The organism is Streptomyces sp. NPDC016851 (assembly GCF_055562795.1).
In genome coordinates this window covers 62,685-84,552 of record NZ_JBVHEP010000024.1, presented here as the reverse complement: position 1 = coordinate 84,552, position 21,868 = coordinate 62,685, and the positions used below count along the sequence as shown (strand labels likewise).

General features: G+C 72.4%; 21 protein-coding genes. 17 read left to right on the top strand and 4 right to left on the bottom strand.

Going from position 1 to position 21,868, the window contains the following annotated elements:
- Positions 1 to 6: 6 nt before the first annotated feature.
- Genes ACZ3I3_RS31815 through ACZ3I3_RS31805 form a run of 3 tightly spaced genes read left to right on the top strand, consistent with a single transcriptional unit; the run spans position 7 to position 3,125 of the window.
- Positions 7 to 1,380 (top strand): aldehyde dehydrogenase family protein, encoded by a 1,374-nt coding sequence (locus ACZ3I3_RS31815; protein ID WP_467370698.1) that lies wholly within the window; start codon positions 7 to 9, stop codon positions 1,378 to 1,380.
- On the top strand, positions 1,377 to 2,162 hold the full coding sequence (locus ACZ3I3_RS31810; RefSeq protein WP_467370697.1) for a 3-oxoacyl-ACP reductase: 786 nt from the start codon (positions 1,377 to 1,379) through the stop codon (positions 2,160 to 2,162). The genes ACZ3I3_RS31815 and ACZ3I3_RS31810 overlap by 4 nt, the downstream gene beginning before the upstream one ends.
- Positions 2,163 to 2,210: 48 nt before the next feature.
- Complete coding sequence (locus ACZ3I3_RS31805; RefSeq protein ID WP_467370783.1) at positions 2,211 to 3,125, top strand: DUF2510 domain-containing protein; 915 nt, start codon at positions 2,211 to 2,213, stop codon at positions 3,123 to 3,125.
- Positions 3,126 to 3,165: 40 nt separating this feature from the next.
- Here the strand turns inward: ACZ3I3_RS31805 and ACZ3I3_RS31800 are convergent, their stop codons facing one another.
- Positions 3,166 to 4,368 (bottom strand): amino acid deaminase/aldolase, encoded by a 1,203-nt coding sequence (locus tag ACZ3I3_RS31800; RefSeq protein ID WP_467370695.1) that lies wholly within the window; start codon positions 4,366 to 4,368, stop codon positions 3,166 to 3,168.
- A 1,394-nt stretch (positions 4,369 to 5,762) separates the two neighbouring features.
- Here ACZ3I3_RS31800 and ACZ3I3_RS31795 point away from each other — a divergent pair.
- From ACZ3I3_RS31795 to ACZ3I3_RS31785, 3 genes are all read left to right on the top strand, one after another.
- The gene (locus ACZ3I3_RS31795; RefSeq protein WP_467370781.1) at positions 5,763 to 6,575 is read left to right on the top strand and encodes a hypothetical protein; all 813 of its coding nucleotides are present in this window, start codon (positions 5,763 to 5,765) and stop codon (positions 6,573 to 6,575) included.
- A gap of 8 nt (positions 6,576 to 6,583) precedes the next feature.
- Positions 6,584 to 7,750: a type VII secretion-associated serine protease mycosin gene (mycP, locus tag ACZ3I3_RS31790; RefSeq protein WP_467370780.1), complete on the top strand. Its 1,167-nt coding sequence runs from the start codon at positions 6,584 to 6,586 to the stop codon at positions 7,748 to 7,750.
- 81 nt (positions 7,751 to 7,831) lie between these two features.
- Complete coding sequence (locus ACZ3I3_RS31785; protein WP_467370694.1) at positions 7,832 to 8,560, top strand: SseB family protein; 729 nt, start codon at positions 7,832 to 7,834, stop codon at positions 8,558 to 8,560.
- Positions 8,561 to 8,576: 16 nt separating this feature from the next.
- Here the strand turns inward: ACZ3I3_RS31785 and ACZ3I3_RS31780 are convergent, their stop codons facing one another.
- Positions 8,577 to 8,933, bottom strand: a complete 357-nt coding sequence (locus ACZ3I3_RS31780) for a DUF1844 domain-containing protein (protein ID WP_356925577.1) — start codon at positions 8,931 to 8,933, stop codon at positions 8,577 to 8,579.
- Between the two features lie 396 nt (positions 8,934 to 9,329).
- Between ACZ3I3_RS31780 and infC the strand changes: the two genes are divergently transcribed.
- The 10 genes from infC (at position 9,330) to ACZ3I3_RS31730 (ending at position 20,103) form a co-directional block, all read left to right on the top strand.
- Positions 9,330 to 9,989 carry a translation initiation factor IF-3 gene (gene infC / locus ACZ3I3_RS31775; RefSeq protein WP_467370778.1) on the top strand — a complete coding sequence of 220 codons (660 nt, stop codon included), beginning with the start codon at positions 9,330 to 9,332 and terminating at the stop codon, positions 9,987 to 9,989.
- 109 nt (positions 9,990 to 10,098) lie between these two features.
- Positions 10,099 to 10,293 (top strand): 50S ribosomal protein L35, encoded by a 195-nt coding sequence (gene rpmI / locus ACZ3I3_RS31770; RefSeq protein ID WP_059419477.1) that lies wholly within the window; start codon positions 10,099 to 10,101, stop codon positions 10,291 to 10,293.
- 95 nt (positions 10,294 to 10,388) lie between these two features.
- On the top strand, positions 10,389 to 10,772 hold the full coding sequence (gene rplT, locus ACZ3I3_RS31765; RefSeq protein ID WP_010045263.1) for a 50S ribosomal protein L20: 384 nt from the start codon (positions 10,389 to 10,391) through the stop codon (positions 10,770 to 10,772).
- A 90-nt stretch (positions 10,773 to 10,862) separates the two neighbouring features.
- Positions 10,863 to 11,723, top strand: a complete 861-nt coding sequence (locus ACZ3I3_RS31760; RefSeq protein ID WP_467370691.1) for a TrmH family RNA methyltransferase — start codon at positions 10,863 to 10,865, stop codon at positions 11,721 to 11,723.
- A gap of 54 nt (positions 11,724 to 11,777) precedes the next feature.
- On the top strand, positions 11,778 to 12,929 hold the full coding sequence (locus tag ACZ3I3_RS31755; RefSeq protein ID WP_467370690.1) for a sensor histidine kinase: 1,152 nt from the start codon (positions 11,778 to 11,780) through the stop codon (positions 12,927 to 12,929).
- Positions 12,930 to 13,058: 129 nt separating this feature from the next.
- Positions 13,059 to 14,186 carry a phenylalanine--tRNA ligase subunit alpha gene (pheS, locus tag ACZ3I3_RS31750; RefSeq protein ID WP_467370688.1) on the top strand — a complete coding sequence of 376 codons (1,128 nt, stop codon included), beginning with the start codon at positions 13,059 to 13,061 and terminating at the stop codon, positions 14,184 to 14,186.
- Entirely contained in the window at positions 14,186 to 16,699 is a 2,514-nt protein-coding gene (gene pheT / locus ACZ3I3_RS31745) for a phenylalanine--tRNA ligase subunit beta (protein ID WP_467370687.1), read from the top strand. Before pheS ends, pheT begins: the two co-directional genes overlap by 1 nt.
- Positions 16,700 to 16,909: 210 nt before the next feature.
- Positions 16,910 to 17,860, top strand: a complete 951-nt coding sequence (locus tag ACZ3I3_RS31740; protein WP_467370686.1) for a PP2C family protein-serine/threonine phosphatase — start codon at positions 16,910 to 16,912, stop codon at positions 17,858 to 17,860.
- A 249-nt stretch (positions 17,861 to 18,109) separates the two neighbouring features.
- Positions 18,110 to 19,450 (top strand): transcriptional regulator, encoded by a 1,341-nt coding sequence (locus tag ACZ3I3_RS31735; RefSeq protein WP_467370684.1) that lies wholly within the window; start codon positions 18,110 to 18,112, stop codon positions 19,448 to 19,450.
- A 107-nt stretch (positions 19,451 to 19,557) separates the two neighbouring features.
- Entirely contained in the window at positions 19,558 to 20,103 is a 546-nt protein-coding gene (locus ACZ3I3_RS31730) for an NUDIX hydrolase (RefSeq protein WP_467370683.1), read from the top strand.
- Between the two features lies 1 nt (position 20,104).
- Here ACZ3I3_RS31730 and ACZ3I3_RS31725 read toward each other — a convergent pair whose 3' ends face one another.
- Complete coding sequence (locus ACZ3I3_RS31725) at positions 20,105 to 20,362, bottom strand: hypothetical protein (protein WP_010045250.1); 258 nt, start codon at positions 20,360 to 20,362, stop codon at positions 20,105 to 20,107.
- A 217-nt stretch (positions 20,363 to 20,579) separates the two neighbouring features.
- Here ACZ3I3_RS31725 and ACZ3I3_RS31720 point away from each other — a divergent pair, with 217 nt between their 5' ends.
- On the top strand, positions 20,580 to 20,810 hold the full coding sequence (locus ACZ3I3_RS31720) for a hypothetical protein (RefSeq protein ID WP_467370681.1): 231 nt from the start codon (positions 20,580 to 20,582) through the stop codon (positions 20,808 to 20,810).
- Between the two features lie 22 nt (positions 20,811 to 20,832).
- On the opposite strand, the gene ACZ3I3_RS31715 is transcribed toward ACZ3I3_RS31720, so the two are convergent.
- The gene (locus tag ACZ3I3_RS31715; RefSeq protein WP_467370679.1) at positions 20,833 to 21,708 is read right to left on the bottom strand and encodes a 3-hydroxybutyryl-CoA dehydrogenase; all 876 of its coding nucleotides are present in this window, start codon (positions 21,706 to 21,708) and stop codon (positions 20,833 to 20,835) included.
- Between the last annotated feature and the right edge of the window lie 160 nt (positions 21,709 to 21,868).

Here is a 21,868-nt window from a genome sequence, read left to right as displayed (position 1 = left end):
CCCTTCTTGTCTTCCGAGCACCTACTGGAAGTTCTGAACCCCGCGACCGAGGAGGTCGTCGCCGCCATCGCCGGGGCGACCCCGGCGGACATCGACGCGGCCGTCACCCACGCCGCCAGGGCACAGCGGATCTGGGCCGCCCTCACCCCCGGTGACCGCGCCCGGCTGCTGCGCCGCTTCGCCGCCACCGTCGACGAGCACCTGGAGGAACTGGCCGCCCTGGAGGTCCGGGAGGCCGGCCACACCATCGGCAACGCCCGCTGGGAGGCGGGCAACGTCCGGGACCTGCTGGACTACGCGGCCGGGGGAGTGGAGCGGCTCACCGGCCGGCAGATCCCGGTGCCCGGCGGCCTCGACGTCACGATCCTCGAACCTCTCGGCGTCGTCGGCGTGATCGCGCCCTGGAACTTCCCCATGCCGATCGCCGCCTGGGGCACCGCCCCCGCCCTCGCGGCCGGGAACGCGGTCCTCCTCAAGCCCGCCGAGACCACCCCGCTCACCGCGCTGCGCCTCGCCGAACTCGCCCTGGAGGCCGGGCTCCCGGAGCACCTCTTCCAGGTCCTGCCCGGACACGGCGCCATCACCGGCGACGCGCTGGTACGCCACCCCGGAGTCGCCAAGATCGTCTTCACCGGCTCCCCCAGGGCCGGCCGGCGGGTCGCCGCGCTCGGCGCCGAGCAGATCAAGCCGGTCACCCTCGAACTCGGCGGCAAGAGCCCGAACATCGTCTTCGCCGACTCCGACCTGAAGGCCGCCGTCGACCCCTTCTCCTTCCTGGACAACGCCGGCCAGGACTGCTGCGCCCGCACCCGCATCCTGGTCCAGGAGACGGTGTACGACGAGGTCCGGGAGCTGCTCGCCGAGGCACTGGCCGCCGTGGTGGTGGGCGACCCGGCCGACGAGAAGACCCAGATGGGCCCGCTGATCTCCCGACAGCAGCTCGACCGCGTGAAGGAGTTCGTGCCCGAGGACGCCCCGGCCCTGCGCGGCAGCGCGCCCGAGGGGCCCGGCTTCTGGTTCCCACCGACCGTGCTCACCGGGGAGCGGCCCGACTCGGCGGCGGCCTGCGAGGAGATCTTCGGCCCGGTCGCCGTCCTGCTGCCCTTCACCGACGAGGCCGACGCGATCCGCCTCGCCAACGACACCCCGTACGGCCTCTCCGGCTCCATCTGGACCCGGGACGTCGGCCGTGCCCTGCGCGTCTCCCAGGCCGTCCGCGCCGGCAACCTGTCCGTCAACTCCCACGCCAGCGTCCGCTACTGGACCCCGTTCGGCGGCTACAAGCAGTCGGGCGTCGGCCGCGAGCTCGGCCCCGAGGCCCTGGCCGCCTTCACCGAAACCAAGAACGTCTTCATCAGTACGGAGGGCCCCGCACAGTGACCGCTCAGGAAAGCATCTGCCGCCGGCTGGTCGGCCGCACCGCCGTCGTCACCGGAGCCGGCAGCGGCATCGGCCTCGCCGCCGCCCGCCGCCTCGCCTCCGAGGGCGCGCAGGTCGTCTGCGGCGACGTCGACGAGGTCCGCGGCAAGGCGGCCGCGGAGGAGACCGGCGGCACCTTCGTGAAGGTGGACGTCACCGACCCCGAGCAGGTGGAGGCCCTCTTCAAGACCGCCTACGACACCTACGGCAGCGTCGACATCGCCTTCAACAACGCCGGCATCTCCCCGCCCGACGACGACTCCATCCTGGAGACCGGTCTGGAGGCCTGGAAGCGCGTCCAGGAGGTCAACCTCACCTCCGTCTACCTCTGCTGCAAGGCCGCCATCCCGTACATGCAGCGCCAGGGCAAGGGGTCGATCATCAACACGGCCTCGTTCGTGGCCAGGATGGGCGCGGCCACGTCGCAGATCTCGTACACGGCGTCCAAGGGCGGCGTCCTCGCCATGTCCCGTGAGCTGGGCGTCCAGTTCGCGCGGGAGGGCATCCGGGTCAACGCCCTGTGCCCCGGCCCGGTCAACACCCCGCTCCTCCAAGAGCTGTTCGCCAAGGACCCGGAGCGCGCCGCGCGCCGCCTGGTGCACATCCCGCTGGGCCGGTTCGCCGAGGCCGAGGAGATCGCCGCCGCCGTGGCCTTCCTCGCCAGCGACGACTCCTCCTTCGTGAACGCCACCGACTTCCTGGTCGACGGCGGGATCGCGGGGGCGTACGTCACACCCCTGTAAGCCCGTGCCCGGCGGGCCCGGCTCGCGCCCTACAGTGCCGGGATGAGCATGACGCCTCCACCCGGCTGGTATCCCGACCCGCACGGCCCCCATCTGGAACGCTGGTGGGACGGCACGGCCTGGACCGAGCACCGCCGCGCGCCCGAGGCCCTGGCCGCCCCGCCGCCGGGTGGCGGCACCGGCCGCACGAAGATGGTCGCCCTGACCGCCACGGGCATCGTTCTGGTCGCGGCGATCGTCACCGGAGTCGTCGCCCTCGGCGGGGGCGACGGCGGCGGCACGGAGACCAGGACGGCCCCCACCTCCACCGTCGAGCCCACCCCCGACTCGTCGGAGCCGACCCCCGAGGCGTCCACCCCCGAGGCGTCCGCCTCCGAGCCGTCCGCCGACGACCCGGCGGTCGTCGAGGACCAGCTCAACGGCGTCACGTTCCCGCTGCTCGACGGCTGGGTCCGCCCCCAGTACGTCGCCCAGGACGACGTCGTCATGACGACCGACGGCACCTACGACTGCCCCGGCGGCGTGGGCCTGTGCCGCCACGGCATGGTCTTCTCCCGCACGGTGACCGAGAACGACGAGAAGTCCCCCGAGGCCCTCGCCAAGGCGGACATCAAGGACGCGGCAGACGAGGCCTACGACCGCGACGAGCTCGACCGTGAGCTGTACGGGGGCATGACGGCCCACCAGGTCGTGAAATCCGGGCCGGTCGCGGTGGCGGGCCGCGCCGGGTACCTCGTGCGCTGGCGTGTTGAGACCGCCAAGGGCCCGGGCGGCTACGTCCAGTCGCTCGTCTTCCCCTCCAGCGTCGGCACCGAGTCACCCGTCCTCGTCCGCTACGTCTTCGACGCGGGCGAGGACGGACCGCCGCTCGCCGACATGGACCGCATCACCAAGGGCATCCGGCCGTTCGGCGACGCGGACACGGGCGGCGGCGTCGGCAGCAGCATCGGCCCGGCGGACTGACGACGCACAGGCCCTACAGGAACGTGACGGCGCACAGGCCCTACAGAAACGTGTGGCCCTCGCCGCGGTAGGTCGGCACCGTCGCCGTCACCGCGTCGCCCTCGATGAGGTGCAGCCGGTCGAACCGCTCGCACAGCTCACCGGCCTTCGCGTGCCGGAACCACACCTTGTCACCGATCAGCAGGTCGTCGGCGGGCGAGCCGAGCAGCGGCGTCTGCACCTCGCCGGCCCCCTCCTGGGGGTCGTAGCGCAGCCCCTCCGGCAGATACGGCACGGGCAGCCGGTCGGGCCCGGCCGCGCCGGAGGCGGGGTACCCGCCGCCGAGGACCGTCACCACTCCCACCCCCGGCCGCCGTACGACGGGATGGGCGAAGAGGGCCGCCGGACGGCCGCTGAACGACGTGTAGTTGTCGAACAGCCGCGGCACGTACAGCCCCGACCCGGCGGCGATCTCGGTGACCGCGTCCTCGGCCGCCGTGTGCTGCACCGAGCCGGTGCCGCCGCCGTTGACGAACTCGAGACCCGGCACGACGGCCCGCACCGCGCGCACCACCTCCGCACGCCGCTCGGCGAGTTCACGCTTGGCGGCGGCCTGCATCAGCCGGACGGCACGGGACCGCAGCGGACGCCCGACCACGGCATCCCCCACACCGGCGACATGCCCCTCGTACGCCATGATCCCCACGACCTCGAAGCCCGGCCGGCGGGCCACGGCCCGGGCCACGTCGGCGACCTGGGCGGGGGAGTGCAGCGGCGAACGCCGGGCCCCGACCCGCACCCGCCCGCCGAGCAGCTTCAGGGACGTGTCCAACTCCAGGCAGACGCGCACGACTTCACGCCCACCACCGCGCGACGCGTCGATCAGGTCGAGCTGGGCGACGTCGTCGACCATCACGGTCACGGCGGCGGCGAGCTTGGGATCACCGGCGAGTTCGGCGTACGCGGCCCGGTCGGCGGACGGGTAGGCGAGCAGCACGTCGTCGAACCCCGAGCGGGCCAGCCACAGCGACTCGGCGAGGGTGAACGACATGATCCCCGCGAAACCGTCCCGGGCCAGGACGCGTTCCAGCAGCGCCCGGCACCGCACGGACTTGCTCGCGACCCGGACGGGCTTGCCCCCGGCGCGACGGACCAGGTCGGCGGCGTTGGCGTCGAAGGCGTCCAGGTCCACGATCGCGAGGGGGGCGTCGAGATGGGCGGTGGCCCGGTCGTAACGGGCCCGGTCGGAGGCGCGCGCAGTCATGAACGCAGCCTGCCAGACAGGATTACCGCAGGGTAGGGGGACGTTCCGGGCAGATGCCCCGGGCTCGTGGACTGGTTCCCGTTCACGCAGGAACAAGCCGTAGAGTGACGCGCACGTACGGCGGAGCGACGCCGGCCGGACTTCCGCGCTGGGATGACGCTCCATCCGTACGGGTATGTGTGCCCGGGACGACTCAGTGCCGGGCCTCGGGCAGGACGACACGGCCCGCGCAGTACGCAGCGGCCCGGGTACGAGGAAACGGGGGGTGCATGAGCACGGAAGCGCGGCGTGCCTCTTTCCCTCCCCGCCCCGGCATCCCGCCCCGCCCTCCCCACCCTCCGGCCCCATCCGAGGACGCCCGGACGGCACCGCCCGACCCGGCCTCGGAGGACACGCGGCGTCCGTCGGAGCGTGACACGGACTCTTCGCGGTCCCCCGCCCCCGGGCAGGAAACGACCGCTCGGCCCGGCGGCACGCCCGCATCCGACAGATCCGACACCTCGCCCACCGGCCCGCGTTTCCCGAGCTTCGGCGCCCCCATGCCCCGGCGAGCGGATCCTGCGGCTCCTGGGCGCGGGGAGTCCGACGCTCCCCGGGGTGGCGAGTCTGCTGCTCCGCGGCGTACTGAGGTTGGTGCTCCCGGGCGTGCCGAGCCGGGAGGTAGCGAGTCCACCGTGCCCCGGCGTGCCGAGTCCGGCGTGCCTCGGGGTGGCGAGTCTGCTGCTCCCCGGCGTACTGAGGCTGGAGTTCCCGCGCGTGCCGAGCCCGGACGTAGCGAGTCCACCGTGCCCCGACGTGCCGAGCCCGGCGCGCCCCGGGGTGGTGAGCCTGCTGCTCCCCGGCGTACTGAGGTTGGTGCTCCCGCGCGTACCGAGCCCGGACGTAGCGAGTCCACCGTGCCCCGACGTGCCGAGCCCGCCACCCCCCGCCGTACCGAGCCCGCCGCCCCACCCCCGCCCCGTGCCTCCGACCGGTTCCCGGATGCGCAGCCCGGTGTCGGCCGCGGGGCGCGACCCGAGTCGGGACGGGCGGCCGTGCCGTCCGATGCACCTCCGCGGCCGCGTCGTCTTCCCGCGCCGGGCTCGTCCGGCCGGGCGGGATACGCCCCCGCCCCGTGGCGCACCGGTGTCCCGGGCGAGGACTCCTCGGAGACGACCGCGCGCCTGCGACCGGTCCCCGCCGGCCCGTCGTCGTCCGGGCCTGCTGAATCCTTCGGCCGCCCCGGTGTTCCGCCACGGCCCTCGTGGGAGCCGCAGGCCAGTGCCGGTGCCGACACCACCGAGCGTGGCATGCGCATGCCCTCCGCCCCCGCCCCTGCCCACCGGCCCACCGGCGTCTCTCCCGACCCGTCCCTCTCCTGGAACGCCCCTGCGACCTCCGGCGCACGCCCCGTCGTGACCTTCGGGGAGCCCGAGGGATACGACGGCGACGCGCGGCCCCGGCCGCTCGGACGGCGCGGGGCGTCCCAGGCCGCCGCTGCCGCCGTCTGTCTCGTGCTCGGCCTGGGACTCATCTCGGGCGCGGTCACGGGGAGCTGGCTCGTCGGGGACTCCGGGGAGGACGGCACGCGCAGCACCTTCGCCGCGGCCGGCAGCCTCTGGCACAGCGTGCCCGTCGACCAGCTGTTCCCGCCCACCGTGCAGGGGCGGGGCGCCGGCCCCGGCGGAGCCGACCGCACCTGGACCCGGATCGCCGTCGCCCCGGACAGCGGCTGCAAGGACGCCTTCGACCCCCTGCTGCGCAAGGCCCTCGCCCCCGTCGGCTGCGAGCGGCTCCTGCGCGCCACCTACACCGACGCCACCGAGAGCTACGTGACCACCGTCGGCCTGCTCTTCACCACGGCCGACGCCCCGGGCATGACCTCCCTCGCGAACCGTTTCCGCAAGGAGCGCCTGGACCGCCGCGGCGACCTGATGCCCCTGCCGTACGCCGCGAAGGACACGCCCGCCGCCCGCTTCGGCCCGCAGCAGCGCGCCGCCTGGACCGTCTCCGTGCTGACCGAGGCCCCGGTCGTCGTCTACGCCGTGTCCGGCTGGGCCGACGGCCGTACCGTCGACGACCCGCAGCCCGCCGGGGACGCCATGGAGTCCGGCGCCACCACCGCCCCCGCCCAGGCCGGCCTCGGCCACGAGGCCCAGGGCCTCGCCGACCGCGTCGAACGCGATCTGCGCAAGAACGTCCGCTCGGCCACGGAGCAGCCGTCGTGAAAGCCGTCATGTCCCGCGCGGGCGGGGTCCTGAGTGTTCTCCTCGCCGCCGGCCTCGTCCTGGTCCCCGCCGCCACCGCCCACGCCGACGGCATCCGCGCCCAGCAGTGGGCCCTGGAGGCCATGCACACACAGGAGGCCTGGCAGACCACCAAGGGCGAGGGCGTCACCGTCGCCGTCCTGGACACCGGCGTCGAGGCCGACCACCCCGACCTGATCGGCAGCGTCCTCACCGGCGAGGACCTGGTCGGCTTCGGAGCCGAACCCGGCGACCGCGCCTGGGCCCGGCATGGCACCGCCATGGCGAGCATCATCGCCGGGCACGGACACGGCCCGGGCAACGCCGACGGCGTCCTCGGCATCGCCCCCGAGGCGAAGATCCTCCCCGTCCGCGTGATCCTGGAGGACGGCGACCCCTCCCGCGCCAAGGCCCGCAGCACCCGCGGCAATGCCCTCGCCGACGGCATCCGCTGGGCCGCCGACCACGGCGCCGACGTCATCAACCTCTCCCTCGGCGACGACTCCGCCTCCGCGCACCCGGAACCCGCCGAGGACCAGGCCATCCAGTACGCCCTGAAGAAGGGCGTGATCGTCGTCGCCTCCGCCGGCAACGGCGGCGAGAAGGGCGACCGCATCTCCTACCCCGCCGCCTACCCGGGCGTCATCGCCGCCACCGCCGTCGACCGCGCCGGAACCCGCGCCCCCTTCTCCACCCGCCGCTGGTACGCCACGGTCAGCGCCCCCGGCGTCGACGTCGTCATCGCCGACCCCGACGACAAGTACTACGAGGGCTGGGGCACCAGCGCCGCCGCCGCCTTCGTCTCCGGAGCCGCCGCCCTGGTCAAGGCCGCCCACCCCGACCTGACCCCGGCCCAGGTCAAATCACTCCTGGAGGACACCGCCCGCAACGCCCCGGCGGGAGGCCGCGACGACTCCCGCGGCTTCGGCTTCGTCGACCCGGCCGCCGCCATCAAGGCCGCCGACCGGCTGGAACCGCAGGGCCTCCACTCGGCGGCGTACGGCGCGAAGTACTTCGGCAACGGCCCGGACGCCACCGGCTCGGGCGACGACACCGCCGACTGGGCCGCCCCCCTCGCGGGCAGTGCCGGCGGTGTCCTGCTGGTCGCGGCCGTGGTCCTGTGGCGCGGCCGCCGCGCGAGCCACGACGAGTTCTGACGGAGCATGCCGCGCTCACCGGCTCGGGCCGGCAGGACCGCCCGCCGAAGCGGCGGCACCCGGCCGATAGGCTCGACGACCGTGGCGAACAAGAACATCCCGGACTCCGGCTTCTCCGACGACGACGGCTCCGCCGACCCCCGGCTGAGCGCGGCACTCGCCGCCTGGTCGGAAGACCGCGGTGCCGTGGGCCCGGTCCTCGACGCACTCAAGGGCGCACGGCTGCTCGTCCCCGTCGTGGCCGTGCTCGGCGAGGTCGAGGAGGACGAGCGGGGACTGCGCCGCGAGAAGACCAGTGACATGGCCGTACCGACCCTGAAGGCCGGGAACCGCACCGCGCTGCCCGCCTTCACCTCCACCGACTCCCTCGCCCGCTGGGACCCGGCGGCCCGCCCCGTCGCCGTGCCCCTGCACCAGGCCCTCCAGGCCGCCGCGCACGAGAAGGCGGACACGGTCGTGCTCGACCTGGCCGGGCCCGTGCCCTTCGAGCTGACCGGTCCCGCCCTGCTGGCCCTCGCGGAGGGCCGTACGACCACCGACCCGCTCGCCGACCCGGCCGTCGTCGGGGCCGTACGCGACGCCGTGGCCGCCGAGCCCGCCGTCCTGCGCGCCCACCTCGGGCCGGGCCGGGCCGACGGCACCCTCGCCCTGGTCCTCGACCCGGCCGCGACCCCCGCCGACACCGCCCAGGCGGTCGCCCGGCGGCTCGCCGCCGACGAGACACTGAGGGCCCGCCTGGTGCGCGGCCTCGACCTGGCACTGCTGCCGGCCGGGGCGACGCCACCGGGCGAGCCCTTGTACGAACGCTGAGGGACCTGCGTACCGGCTAGCCGTAGACCGGGCCCGTGTACTTCTCGCCCGGGCCCTTGCCCGGCTCGTCCGGGACGAGCGACGCCTCGCGGAACGCCAGCTGGAGCGACTTCAGGCCGTCGCGCAGGGGCGATGCGTGGAACGAGCTGATCTCGGTGGCGGACGCGTCCAGCAGGCCGGCCAGCGCGTGCACCAGCTTGCGGGCCTCGTCCAGGTCCTTGTGCGTGTCGCCCTCCTCGGTCAGACCGAGCTTCACCGCGGCGGCGCTCATCAGGTTGACGGCGACCGTCACGATCACCTCGACCGCCGGGACCTCGGCGATGTCGCGGGCCATGGCGTCGAAGTCGGGGGACTCAGGAGGGGTCTCACTCATGCCCCACACGATAGGCGCAGGCCGGGCGTGCGCCGTACCGGGCCCCGGGGCGCCACGATTCGCCGTTCCTGGCCAATCCTGGTAATCTCGTGTAACGACCGGTCGGACCCGTATGCCTAGCGGCCCGCGAGCCCGACCCACAAGTGGAGGCTTTCGAACTCCCACCTGACCGCCCCCAGGGCGTCGGGTCACCGGTCAGACGGTCCCGTCCCAGCGGCGGCGATCCGTCCGAAATTGCGCCCCGCGGCTCCCCGCGGCGGTGCTCCGGTAGTTCGAGGAGCCCCGCCTGGGAATCGTCCGGGGCATTTTTTGTGCTTCGGCGCGGTTAGGTCTATCGAATAGAGACGTTACGCGGCCGTCCGCCAGACCGTCGCGTGGTGCTACCGAGGAGGATCCATCAGCGCCGAGCCCCGCATCAACGACCGGATTCGCGTTCCCGAGGTGCGACTTGTCGGTCCCAGTGGCGAGCAGGTGGGCATCGTCCCCCTGGCCAAGGCACTGGAGCTTGCGCAGGAGTACGACCTGGACCTGGTCGAGGTCGCGGCGAACGCCCGTCCGCCCGTGTGCAAGCTCATGGACTACGGGAAGTTCAAGTACGAGTCGGCCATGAAGGCCCGTGAGGCGCGCAAGAACCAGGCGCACACGGTCATCAAGGAGATGAAGCTCCGGCCGAAGATCGACCCGCACGACTATGACACCAAGAAGGGTCACGTCGTTCGGTTCCTCAAGCAGGGCGACAAGGTCAAGATCACGATCATGTTCCGTGGTCGCGAGCAGTCCCGGCCCGAGCTGGGCTACCGACTGCTGCAGCGGCTCGCGGAGGACGTCGCAGACCTCGGTTTCGTCGAGTCGAACCCGAAGCAGGACGGCCGAAACATGATCATGGTTCTCGGTCCGCACAAGAAGAAGACCGAGGCGATGGCCGAGGCTCGCCAGGCGCAGGAGGCCCGCAAGGCCGAGGCGAAGGCCAACCCCGGCAAGTCGCAGAACGCCGCCGAGTCCGAGCTCGCCGAGGACTCCGCCGAGGCTCCGGCCGAGGCTTCCGCCGACGCGTGATCCCGGGGGACGCGAGTCCCCAGGAAGCAACCGAAACAAGACGACGCTCCACCGTGCCCGGTTTCACGACCGGGCACCGGAGCGCCACCGACGAGGAGAGTACGGCGCTATGCCGAAGAACAAGTCGCACAGCGGGTCCAGCAAGCGCTTCAAGATCACCGGCTCCGGCAAGGTGCTCCGCGAGCGTGCCGGCAAGCGCCACCTGCTCGAGCACAAGTCGTCCCGTGTGACGCGTCGCCTCACCGGCAACGCCGAGATGGCCCCGGGCGACGCCAAGAAGATCAAGAAGCTTCTCGGCAAGTGACGTCCCGGCGCTTCAGCGCCGCACGTCAGGACCGGGACCCAATCGATTTCGGGCCGTGTGAAGACCACCGCGGCCCCGCTACAAGGAGTTAACAAGTGGCACGCGTCAAGCGGGCAGTGAACGCCCACAAGAAGCGCCGGGCGATCCTCGAGCAGGCCTCCGGCTACCGCGGTCAGCGTTCGCGCCTGTACCGCAAGGCCAAGGAGCAGGTCACCCACTCGCTGGTCTACAACTACAACGACCGCAAGAAGCGCAAGGGTGACTTCCGCCAGCTGTGGATCCAGCGCATCAACGCCGCTGCCCGCGCCAACGGCATGACCTACAACCGCTTCATCCAGGGTCTGAAGGCCGCGAACATCGAGGTCGACCGCAAGATCCTGGCCGAGCTGGCCGTCAACGACGCCGGTGCGTTCGCCGCGCTCGTCGAGGTCGCCCAGAAGGCGCTGCCGAGCGACGTCAACGCCCCCAAGGCGGCCTGACGCCGGCTCCGAGCCGATGTGACGGAAGGACCCGCAGGCCATTGGCCTGCGGGTCCTGCTGTGCAGCCAGCTACTGAGAAAGCGAACGCGATGCCCCCCGCCACCCCCGAGCTCATCTCCCCCCGTTCCCCCCGCGTCCTGGCCGCGCGGCGGCTGGCGAAGCGGAACTTCCGGGGGAAGGAGCGGCTGTTCCTCGCGGAGGGGCCGCAGGCGGTGCGTGAGGCGGCCGGGCACCGGACCGGGGGCGCGGCCACGCTCGTGGAGCTGTTCGCCACGCTGGAGGCCGCCGAGCGGTACGCCGACATCGTGGGGGAGGCCCGGGACGCCGGCGCCCGCGTGCACCTCGCTGCCGAGCAGGTCATCGCCGACATCTCCACCACCGTCACCCCGCAGGGCCTCGTCGGCGTCTGCCGTTTCCTGGACACGCCCTTCGAGGAGGTCCTCGCCGCGCGCCCCCGGCTCGTCGCCCTCCTCGCCAACGTCCGCGACCCCGGCAACGCCGGGACCGTGCTGCGCTGCGCCGACGCCGCCGGTGCCGAGGCCGTCGTCCTGACCGACGCCTCCGTCGACGTGTACAACCCCAAGGCCGTCCGCGCCTCCGTCGGCTCCCTGTTCCACCTGCCCGTCGCCGTCGGCGTCCCCGTGGAGCAGGCCGTCGACGGGCTGCGGGCCGCCGGTGTCCGGGTCCTCGCCGCCGACGGGGCCGGCGACCGCGACCTCGACGACGAGCTCGACAAGGGCACCATGGGCGGGCCGACCGCCTGGGTCTTCGGCAACGAGGCCTGGGGCCTGCCGGAGGAGACCCGCGCCCTCACCGACGCCGTCGTGCGCGTCCCGATCCACGGGAAGGCCGAGAGTCTGAACCTCGCCACCGCCGCCGCCGTATGTCTCTATGCGTCGGCGCGTGCACAGCGCGCCGCCGGAGGGTGCCGCTCCGTCACCGGGAACTAGTAGGGTGACCAGCTCAGGGACCCCTCTGTGGAGCCTTGGAGGTGGGGTACGGGGATGAGCGTCGGCACGAGCAGCGCACCAGGGGCCCAGGACGCCGGGAGCCCGCCCGCCGCGTCCCGGCCACCCGGTGATCTCGCCGACGTCGGCATCGACCCGGACATGCTGCCCGACGGACTCGTCGTCGCCGACGAAGAGGGCCGGGTCGTCTGCTTCAACGCCGCCGCCGAGCGCATCACCGCCGTCCGCGCCCGGGACGCCCTCGGACAGCGGCTGGAGAAGGCCCTGCCATTAGAGGATCTGGAGGGGCGCCGCTGGTGGCAGCTGACCGACCCGTACGGCGGTCTCGCGATCCGCGTCGGACAGCCCGAGCGCAACCTCCTCCTCCCCGGCGGCCGTGAGGTGCTGGTCTCCGCCCGCTACGTCCGCACCCGGCCCACCGGACCCCTGAAGCGCCTCGTCGTCACCCTGCGCGACACCGAGGCCCGCCGCCGCACCGAACGCAGCCACGCCGAACTGATCGCCACCGTCGCCCACGAACTGCGCTCCCCGCTCACCTCCGTCAAGGGCTTCACCGCCACGCTGCTCGCCAAGTGGGAACGCTTCACCGACGACCAGAAGCGGCTGATGCTGGAGACCGTCGACGCCGACGCCGACCGGGTCACCCGGCTCATCGCCGAGCTGCTCGACATCTCGCGGATCGACTCCGGGCGTCTGGAGGTGCGGCGCCAGCCCGTCGACATCGGCGCCGCCGTCGGACGGCACATCCAGGCCTACGTCGCCGCCGGGCAGTCCGCCGACCGGTTCCTGCTGCGCGTCCAGCAGCCGCTGCCCGACCTGTGGGCCGACCCCGACAAGATCGACCAGGTGCTCAGCAACCTCCTGGAAAATGCCGTGCGGCACGGCGAGGGAACTGTCACGATCGACGTCACGGCCACGGCGTCCCTCCGAGAGGGCGAGTACGCCGAGAACGCAGCCACGTCGGTCACGGTGAGCGACGAGGGGCCCGGCATCCCGGAGGAGTCCATGAACCGCGTCTTCACCCGCTTCTGGCGGGGCAGCAAGCGCGGTGGCACAGGCCTCGGGCTCTACATCGTCAAGGGCATCGTCGAAGCCCACGGCGGCACCATCACGGTCGGCCGCGCACCCGGCGCCGGCGCCGAGTTCCGATTTACGTTGCCCGTGAGCGCTCCGGCCTATCTCGCCTGAGCAGCCCGCGGGCGCATTCGTACACGTCCACCCCGTTAGACTCGGCCCTTGGCACCTTTGTGTCCCGCAGACGGCCGTCGGAGTCGGTGACGGGGACCTCCAGCCAGCCAATCGGAAGCACGGGAAGAGATGTCGGCACCGAATAAGTCGTACGACCCTGTAGAGGTCGAGGCGTTGAAACCGGAAGAGATCGAGCGCATGCGGGACGAGGCGCTCGCCGCCTTCGCCGCCGCGGACTCCCTCGACGCGCTCCACGAGGCCAAGGTCGCCCACACCGGCCCCGCCTCCCCGCTGGCCCTCGCCAACCGCGAGATCGGCGCCCTGCCCCCGCACGCCAAAGCCGACGCCGGCAAGCGCGTCGGGCAGGCCCGCGGCGCCGTGAACAAGGGCCTCGCCGCCCGCCAGGCGGAGCTGGAGGCCGAGCGGGACGCCCGTGTACTGGTCGAGGAGGCGGTGGACGTCACGCTGCCCTACGACCGCGTACCGGCCGGCGCCCGGCACCCGCTCACCACGATGATGGAGCGGGTCGCGGACGTCTTCGTGGCCATGGGCTACGAGGTCGCCGAAGGGCCGGAGGCCGAGGCGGAGTGGTTCAACTTCGACGCCCTGAACTTCCTGCCCGACCACCCGGCCCGGCAGATGCAGGACACGTTCTTCGTGCAGGGCCCGAAGGGCACCGATGAGTCGGGCTCCGGCGTCGTCCTGCGCACCCACACCTCCCCGGTGCAGGCCCGCGCCCTGCTCGACCGTGAGCTGCCGGTCTACATCGTCTGCCCCGGCCGCGTGTTCCGCACCGACGAGCTGGACGCCACGCACACGCCCGTCTTCCACCAGATCGAGCTGCTCGCGGTGGACGAGGGCCTGACGATGGCGGACCTCAAGGGCACGATGGACCACATGGTCCAGGCCCTGTTCGGCGCGGACATGGAGACCCGGCTGCGGCCCGCCTACTTCCCGTTCACCGAGCCGAGCGCCGAGATGGACATGCTCTGCTACGTGTGCAAGGGCGAGTCCGCCGGCAACGCCGACCGGCCCTGCCGCACCTGCTCCTCCGAGGGCTGGATCGAGCTCGGCGGCTGCGGCATGGTCAACCCGCGGGTGCTCACCGCCTGCGGCGTCGACCCCGAGAAGTACAGCGGCTTCGCCTTCGGGTTCGGCATCGAGCGGATGCTGATGTTCCGCCACAACGTCGAGGACATGCGAGACATGGTCGAGGGTGACGTCCGGTTCACCCGGCCGTTCGGGATGGAGATCTGATGCGGGTCCCGCTTTCTTGGCTGCGGGAGTACGTCGACCTGCCGGCCACCGAGACCGGCCGCGACGTCCAGGCCAAGCTCATTTCGGCCGGTCTGGAGGTCGAGACCGTCGAGCAGCTCGGCGCCGACCTCAAGGGCCCGCTGGTGGTCGGCCAGGTGGCGACCATCGAGGAGCTGACGGAGTTCAAGAAGCCGATCCGCTTCTGCACCGTCGACGTCGGCCAGGCCAACGGTACGGGCGAGCCCCAGGAGATCGTCTGCGGCGCCCGCAACTTCGCCGTCGGCGACAAGGTCGTCGTGGCCCTGCCCGGCGCCGTGCTGCCCGGTGACTTCCAGATCGCCGAGCGCAAGACCTACGGCAAGATGTCCCGCGGCATGATCTGCTCCAGCGACGAGCTGAACATGGGCGACGACGGCACCAAGGGCATCATCGTGCTGCCCCCGGAGACCGAGGTCGGCAAGGACGCGATCGAGCTGCTGGAGCTGGTCGACGAGGTCCTCGACATCGCCGTCACGCCCGACCGCGGCTACTGCCTGTCGATGCGCGGCATCGCCCGCGAGACCGCCATCGCCTACGGCCTGCCGCTGCGCGACCCGGCCCTGCTCGACGTGCCAGGCCCCAACGCGTACGGCTACCCGGTGCGGATCTCCGACCCCACCGGCTGCGACCGTTTCACGGCCCGCACGGTGACCGGTCTGAGTGCCGAGGCCCGCTCGCCGATCTGGCTGCAGCGCCGGCTCCAGAAGGTCGGCATGCGCCCGATCTCGCTCGCCGTCGACGTCACCAACTACGTGATGATGGAGCTCGGCCAGCCGCTGCACGCCTACGACCGCGGCCTGGTCCAGGGCACGATCGGCGTGCGCAGGGCCGAGCCCGGCGAGAAGCTCACCACCCTCGACGGTGTCGAGCGCACGCTGGACGCCGAGGACCTGGTGATCACCGACGACCGCGGCCCCATCGGCCTCGCCGGCGTCATGGGCGGCGCCAACACGGAGATCGCCGACCACGACGACACCGAGAACGCCACGGCCGACATCGTCATCGAGGCCGCCCACTTCGACGCGGTGTCGATCGCGCGCACGGCCCGCCGCCACAAGCTGTCCTCCGAGGCGTCCCGCCGCTTCGAGCGCGGCGTCGACCCGCAGGCCGCCGCTGCCGCCGCGCAGCGCACGGTGGACCTGCTGGTCCTGCTCGCGGGCGGTACCGCCGAGGCCGGTGTCACCGAGGTCATCGCCCCGACCGCGCCCCGCACCATCACGATCCCGGCCGACCACCCGGACAAGGTCGCGGGCGTCTCCTACGGCCGCGAGACCGTCGTACGGCGGCTCCAGGAGATCGGCTGCGACGTGTACGGGCAGGACGAGCTGATCGTCACCGTGCCGTCCTGGCGTCCCGACCTGACCGACCCGAACGACCTGGCCGAAGAGGTCATCCGCCTGGAGGGCTACGAGAACCTGCCCTCCACGCTGCCCAAGCCGCCGGCCGGCCTGGGCCTGACCGAGCGGCAGCGGCTGCACCGCCGCGTCGGCCGCGCTCTGGCCGGTGCCGGGTACGTCGAGGCGCTGAACTACCCGTTCATCGGCGAGCAGGTCTTCGACCAGCTCGGCCTCGAAGCGGACGACCCGGCCCGCCGCGTCGTGAAGCTCAGCAACCCGCTGAGCGACGAGGAGCCCGCGCTGCGCACCACGCTGCTGCCGGGCCTGCTCACCGCGCTGCGGCGCAACGACGGCCGGGGCTCGCACGACCTCGCGCTGTTCGAGACCGGCCTGGTCTTCCGGCCGCGCGAGGAGCAGCGGATCGCCGCCGTGCTGCCCGTCGACCGCCGCCCGACCGACGAGGAGCTCGCCGAGCTGGACGCGGCGCTGCCCGAGCAGCCGCGGCACGCCGCCGTCGTCCTCGCCGGAGCGCGGGAGCAGGCCGGCTGGTGGGGCAAGGGCCGCCCGGCCGACTGGGCCGACGCGGTGGAGGCGGCGCGTTCCGTCGCCCGTGAGGCCGGTGCCGAGCTGATCATCCGCAAGGGGCAGTACGGGCCCTGGCACCCCGGGCGGTGTGCCGAGCTCGCGATCACCGTGGACGGCGCCGAGCGCGTCGTGGGCCACGCGGGGGAGTTGCACCCGCGCGTGGTGAAGGCGCTGGGGCTGCCGGAGCGCACCTGTGCGATGGAGATCGACCTGGATGCGGTCGAGTCGGCGGGTGACGCCACGGCGCGGGCGCCGCGGATCTCCACGTTCCCCGTCGCCACGCAGGATGTCGCCCTGGTCGTCGACGCGGTCGTTCCGGCGGCGGAGGTCGAGGAGGCCCTGCGTGAGGGCGCCGGGGAGCTGCTGGAGTCGATCCGGCTGTTCGACGTGTACGAGAACGCCGAGCAGTTGGGGGAGGGGCGCAAGTCCCTGGCGTACGCGTTGCGGTTCCGGGCGGCCGACCGGACGCTGACCGTGGATGAGGCTTCCGCGGCTCGGGACGCGGCGGTGGCCCTTGCCGGTGAGCGTGTGGGCGCCGAGTTGCGGAGTTAGCGCCGTGGGGGCTGTGCGGTGGTGTCGGCTGCGGGTTCGTTGTGGCTGGTCGCGCAGTTCCCCGCGCCCCTTGAGGCGGATCACCTCACTCGTTTGAGTGGTAAAGGTAGGTAAGCCTGCCCTTCCAGGTGTGCTGTCGACAGAATCGGACCGGCCCCATTGGGGCCGGTCCGATTCTGTGTGTCAGGGGCCTATTGGGGGGCCATCGGCATGATCCGCGTCAAGGAGACCGGCCTCGCAGCGCGGATCGTCACCAGTGCCGTGTTCTTCGCGGTCGGTACCGGGCTGATCCTCCATGTGCGGCAGACGCTGATGCGCGAGCTGCGGCAGTTGCGCCGCGTCGCGGGCGCCGCGCAGAGCGCGCTGCTGAGGCCGCTGCCCCCGTGTGTCGACGGACTGGACGTCGCCGCCGCCCAGTTGCCCTCGGAGCGAGGGGCGGCCATCGGCGGTGACCTGTACGAGGTCGTCGTCACCGAGTACGGCGTACGGGCCGTGATGGGGGACGTCCGAGGGCACGGCATCGGGACGCTCGGGACCGTCGCCGCCGTGCTCGGCTGTTTCCGTGAGGCCGCGCACGACGAGAAGGACCTCGGCAGTGTGCTGCACCGGCTGGAACGCGCACTGGCCCGGCATCTGCGCCAGGAACAACCGGCGGGCGCCGTCGAGGAGTTCGTGACCCTGCTGCTCGTGGAGATCCGCGCCGACGGGGAGATGACCGCCCTGAACTGCGGGCACCCGTGGCCGTACCGGCTCAGCGGCACGGACGCCGCCCAGCTCGCTCCGGCCGATCCGTACCCGCCGCTGGGCCTGTTCCCGCTCCCGGCCGACCTGCCCACCGTAGGGCTGGGGTACCTGGACCACGGTGACGCCCTGTTCCTCTTCACGGACGGGGCCCAGGACGCGAGGGATGTACGTGGCCGGTTCTTTCCCCTGTCGAGTGTGGTGAAGAGCGTCGTGCGGGGAGAGCCCCTGTCGTCGCAGAGCGTGCTGCGTGGGATTCTCACCGCCCTCCGGCATCACACCCGGGGCGCACCGTCGGACGACATCGCCCTGATGGTTCTCACCAACGGCCGGCGCACGTCCCTCAGGGGCCCGGGGAACGGCGCGACCGGCCACAACGCACCCGCAGCCGACGACGTATCCCTGCCCCACCGGCGATGACGCACCCGGCGGAGCCGTCCGCCCCGCCACGGAGTGTCGGGCAGGCGGCTGGGCGGACGGCGGAAGCGGGCCGCCGCACTGTACGAGGGGGAGCCGGCGGCCCGGCCGGCCTCTTTCGAGGCATTTCAGTCAACCGGCTGACGACTCTGCGCGACAGTGCGCACACAGCGCGGATTCGAGCACTCCGTTCACACCCCGTGTGAAGGCGGAGCCACTAATCTGGCCGCACCGAGCCACCGGGGGGCCCACATGCAGCCCAACACTCTGCTCGACGCGATCCTGGACGAGGCCGGGATCTCGCACGCGGGGCTGGCCGCACACGTCAACCAGGCGGGACGGGCACGTGGTCTGTCCCTGCGGTACGAACACACCGCCGTCGCCCGGTGGTTGAAGGGGCAGCGTCCCCGGGGCCAGGTGCCCGACCTGATCTGCGAGGTGCTCGCCGCCCGGTTGCAGCGGCAGGTGACCCTGGACGACATCGGCCTGGGCGTGCCCGGGGAACCGTCCGCGCCGCACACCGGCTCGCTGTCCGGCTTCGTCGAGCGGGCCACCGCCCTGTGGCGCTCCGACCAGCAGCAGCGCCCGCACATCCTGGGCGCGCCCGCGCTCACCGGCACGCCCGCCGTCATGCCGGTGTGGGAGTGGGAGAACCCGCCCGAGGACGTGGACGTCTCGCGCGGCGGCAGACACCGGGTCACCCCGGGCGATCTCGACATGCTGAGGGCCGCCCGCACGCACTACGAGCAGCTGTACCGCAAGGCGGGGGGCATCGCGACGCGGGCCCGCATCGTCGGCTTCCTCAACTCCGAGGCCGCGCCGCTGCTGCGCGGCAGCTACACCGACGAGACGGGCCGTCAACTCCACCGCGCCACGGGCGGGCTGGTGGCCGTCGCCGGGATCTGCGCCTACGACTCCGACGCGCACGGCCTCGCGCAGCGCTACTTCCACCAGGCCCTGCGGCTCGCCAAGGCCAGCGGGGACCGCGGGCTCGGCGCCTACGTCATCGCACTGCTGGTCAACCAGTCGCTGTTCATGCGGGAGCACCGGCAGGCCGTGGCCTTCGCGGAGGCCGCGCTGCGGGCCGCCGGCAAGCACATCACCCCGGCGCTCGCCTCCGACCTGTACGCGATGCAGGCCAAGGCGTACGCGCATCTCGGCGACGGCACGAGCGCCCTGTCCTGCATCCGGCGGGCCGAGCAGGCCGCGGCCCGCATCCGGCGTGGCTACGAGCCCGACGAGACCGGCTATGTCCAGCCGGGGCTGGTCAACGTCCAGGTGGCGGAGGCGCTGTTGAGCCTCGGGGAGATCGCGGCGGCCGGGGAGCACGCCGCGGCCGCGGTCGACAACCCGGCGCACGACCGCGGCCGGGTGCACCGGCTGGCCATGCTCAGCACCATCGAGCTGCGGCAGGGCAACGCGGACAAGGCCGTGGCCATCGCCGTGCAGATGGCCGAGCAGGCCCGCGGCATGGAGTCCCAGCGGCTGCGCGACCGTTTGCGCGCGGTGCGGGAGCACCTGGTGCGCAGCGGCTGCTCGGGCACGGCCGAGGCCGCGGAACTCATCGACGGGGCCCTGCGCGTACCGTTGTAGACCCCGGGCGCCGCCGCCCGTGTCATCCCGAGCGACGTCCTGTGCGCCTGCTGTCCTTACGTCCCTACTGCGATATTGCCACTTACTCGACGGAAGGTGGCAGAACCGTGCAGTGGACGAAACACAACGAACAAAATGTGTACGCAAACCGCTGGTTCAGCGTCAATCTCGCGGATGTCGAACTGCCGGACGGCCGGCACCTCGACCACTTCCTCATACGGCTGCGGCCCGTTGCCGTGGCCACGGTCGTGAACGAGGCCAACGAGGTCCTGCTGCTCTGGCGGCACCGCTTCATCACCGACAGCTGGGGGTGGGAACTCGCGGCGGGCGTCGTCGAGGACGGCGAGGACATCGCCCGCGCGGCCGCCAGGGAACTGGAGGAGGAGACCGGCTGGCGGCCGGGACCCCTGCACCACCTCATGAGCGTGGAGCCGTCCAACGGGCTCACCGACGCCCGGCACCACGTGTACTGGGCCGACGAGGGCGAGTACGTCGGGCACCCCGTGGACGACTTCGAGTCGGACCGCCGGGAATGGGTTCCCCTCAAGCTCGTCCCCGACATGGTCGCCCGCGGGGAGGTACCGGCCGCCAACATGGCGGCCGCGTTACTGCTGCTGCACCATCTCAGGCTCGGGCAGGACACGTTGCCCTGAGCTAGCGTCCCAGTGCCTGCCAGATCGCCACGACGAGGGCACCCACGGCGGTGAGGGCGGCGACCGCGGGCAGCGGCCAGCGCGCGTGTTCCAGTGAGTTGATCCGGGTGTTGAGCTCGTCGAGTTCCTTGGCGGTCTCCTCGGTGCGGTGGCTGAGCAGGGCCAGCCCGCCTTCGACACGGGCGTACGCCACGTCGAGGCGGCGTCGTAACTCTGCGAGTTCTCCATGGACGACCGGATGCTCGGGATCGACGGTCACGAGTCCGCTCCTTTCCGTAGTCAGTGCGCATCCCTTGCATGCGCACTGGGAGTCAACTCGCCTGGTGGACGCCTGGGGAGAGTGTGCGACGGGCATATGCGAGCCCGGCGCGCACACGGTGTGTGAATGCAGCGGGCCCGGCACCAATTCCGGTGCCGGGCCCGTGGGTTGGCCGGATTCTGACCGTCAGTAATCGGCCTCGGGGGACCCGGGGCGCATGACGAAGTGGCAGAAGAACGTGGTGTGCGCGCTGGCGATCTACGCGCTGGCGGTCGTGGTGTTCCGGTTCTCCTCCGGCGGGATGGGGTGGGGCACGGCGTTGCTGCTCGCTCTCGTGGCCACTGCGCTCACCCTCTGGATGGGCTGGCTGCGCAGCCGCCTCAACGAGCAGGCGGCCGAATGGGGACGCCGCCGGTTCCGGCCGTGGCCGGAGGAGCGGCGGCGTTGAGGTGGCGGCGTCGGCCGGGCGGTCAGTCGTACGTGTAGAAGCCCGAGCCCGTCTTGCGGCCCAGCCGGCCCGCGTCGACCATGCGCTGGAGGAGCGGGGGAGCGGCGTACAGGGGCTCCTTGTACTCCTCGTACATCGACTGGGCCACCGAGGCGACCGTGTCCAGGCCGATGAGGTCGGAGAGCTTCAGCGGGCCCATCGGGTGGGCGCAGCCCATCTCCATGCCGTTGTCGATGTCCTCGCGGCTGGCGATGCCCGTCTCGAACATCCGGATCGCGGAGAGCAGGTACGGGATCAGCAGCGCGTTGACCACGAAGCCGGAGCGGTCCTGGGCGCGGATCGCGTGCTTGCCCAGCACCTTCTCGGTGAACAGCTGGGCCCGGCTCAGCGTGCCCTCGGACGTGGTGAGGGCCGGGATCAGCTCGACGAGCTTCTGCACCGGGGCCGGGTTGAAGAAGTGGATACCGATGACCTGGTCGGGCCGCGAGGTCGCCACCGCCAGCTTCACCAGCGGGATGGAGGAGGTGTTGGAGGCCAGGATGGCGTCGGGCCGGGTCACGACCTGGTCGAGCACCTGGAAGATCTCGGTCTTGACCTGCTCGTTCTCGACGACGGCCTCGATCACCAGGTCGCGGTCGGCGAACTCGCCGAGGTCCGTGGTGAAGCTCAGACGGGCCTGCGTGGCCTCCAGCTCATCCTCGGTGATCTTGCCGCGCTCGGCTGCCTTGGCCAGGGAGTTGAACAGCCTGGTCCGGCCGATCTCCAGGGCTTCGCCGGTGGTCTCGGCGACCATGACGTCCAGACCGGACCGGGCGCACACCTCGGCGATCCCCGCGCCCATCTGACCGCAGCCCACGACTCCGACGCGTGCAATGTCTCCCGCTGGGGTGTCCGTCACATCGTCCCTTTCGCTGCTGATCCACTTCCGGGCAGGTGCTCCGGGGCCCGGTGCCTGCTCCGTTCGTGCACGTTACTCCCAAGTATCGATGATCGATCGCGGGGGTCGCGTCCGCTTCGGGCATGCTGGGCGCGGAGCGATCCGCGACCGGGCGGATCCG

Excerpts from the sequence above, each read along its gene's own strand:
- ACZ3I3_RS31735 (WP_467370684.1), top strand. The coding sequence starts at position 18,110 with ATGCAGCCCAACACTCTGCTCGACGCGATCCTGGACGAGGCCGGGATC.
- pheS (WP_467370688.1), top strand. The coding sequence starts at position 13,059 with ATGTCGGCACCGAATAAGTCGTACGACCCTGTAGAGGTCGAGGCGTTG.
- rpmI (WP_059419477.1), top strand. The coding sequence starts at position 10,099 with ATGCCGAAGAACAAGTCGCACAGCGGGTCCAGCAAGCGCTTCAAGATC.
- mycP (WP_467370780.1), top strand. The coding sequence starts at position 6,584 with ATGTCCCGCGCGGGCGGGGTCCTGAGTGTTCTCCTCGCCGCCGGCCTC.
- ACZ3I3_RS31760 (WP_467370691.1), top strand. The coding sequence starts at position 10,863 with ATGCCCCCCGCCACCCCCGAGCTCATCTCCCCCCGTTCCCCCCGCGTC.
- ACZ3I3_RS31740 (WP_467370686.1), top strand. The coding sequence starts at position 16,910 with ATGATCCGCGTCAAGGAGACCGGCCTCGCAGCGCGGATCGTCACCAGT.
- ACZ3I3_RS31755 (WP_467370690.1), top strand. The coding sequence starts at position 11,778 with ATGAGCGTCGGCACGAGCAGCGCACCAGGGGCCCAGGACGCCGGGAGC.
- ACZ3I3_RS31780 (WP_356925577.1), bottom strand. The coding sequence starts at position 8,933 with ATGAGTGAGACCCCTCCTGAGTCCCCCGACTTCGACGCCATGGCCCGC.
- ACZ3I3_RS31805 (WP_467370783.1), top strand. The coding sequence starts at position 2,211 with ATGACGCCTCCACCCGGCTGGTATCCCGACCCGCACGGCCCCCATCTG.
- pheT (WP_467370687.1), top strand. The coding sequence starts at position 14,186 with ATGCGGGTCCCGCTTTCTTGGCTGCGGGAGTACGTCGACCTGCCGGCC.
- ACZ3I3_RS31720 (WP_467370681.1), top strand. The coding sequence starts at position 20,580 with ATGACGAAGTGGCAGAAGAACGTGGTGTGCGCGCTGGCGATCTACGCG.
- ACZ3I3_RS31800 (WP_467370695.1), bottom strand. The coding sequence starts at position 4,368 with ATGACTGCGCGCGCCTCCGACCGGGCCCGTTACGACCGGGCCACCGCC.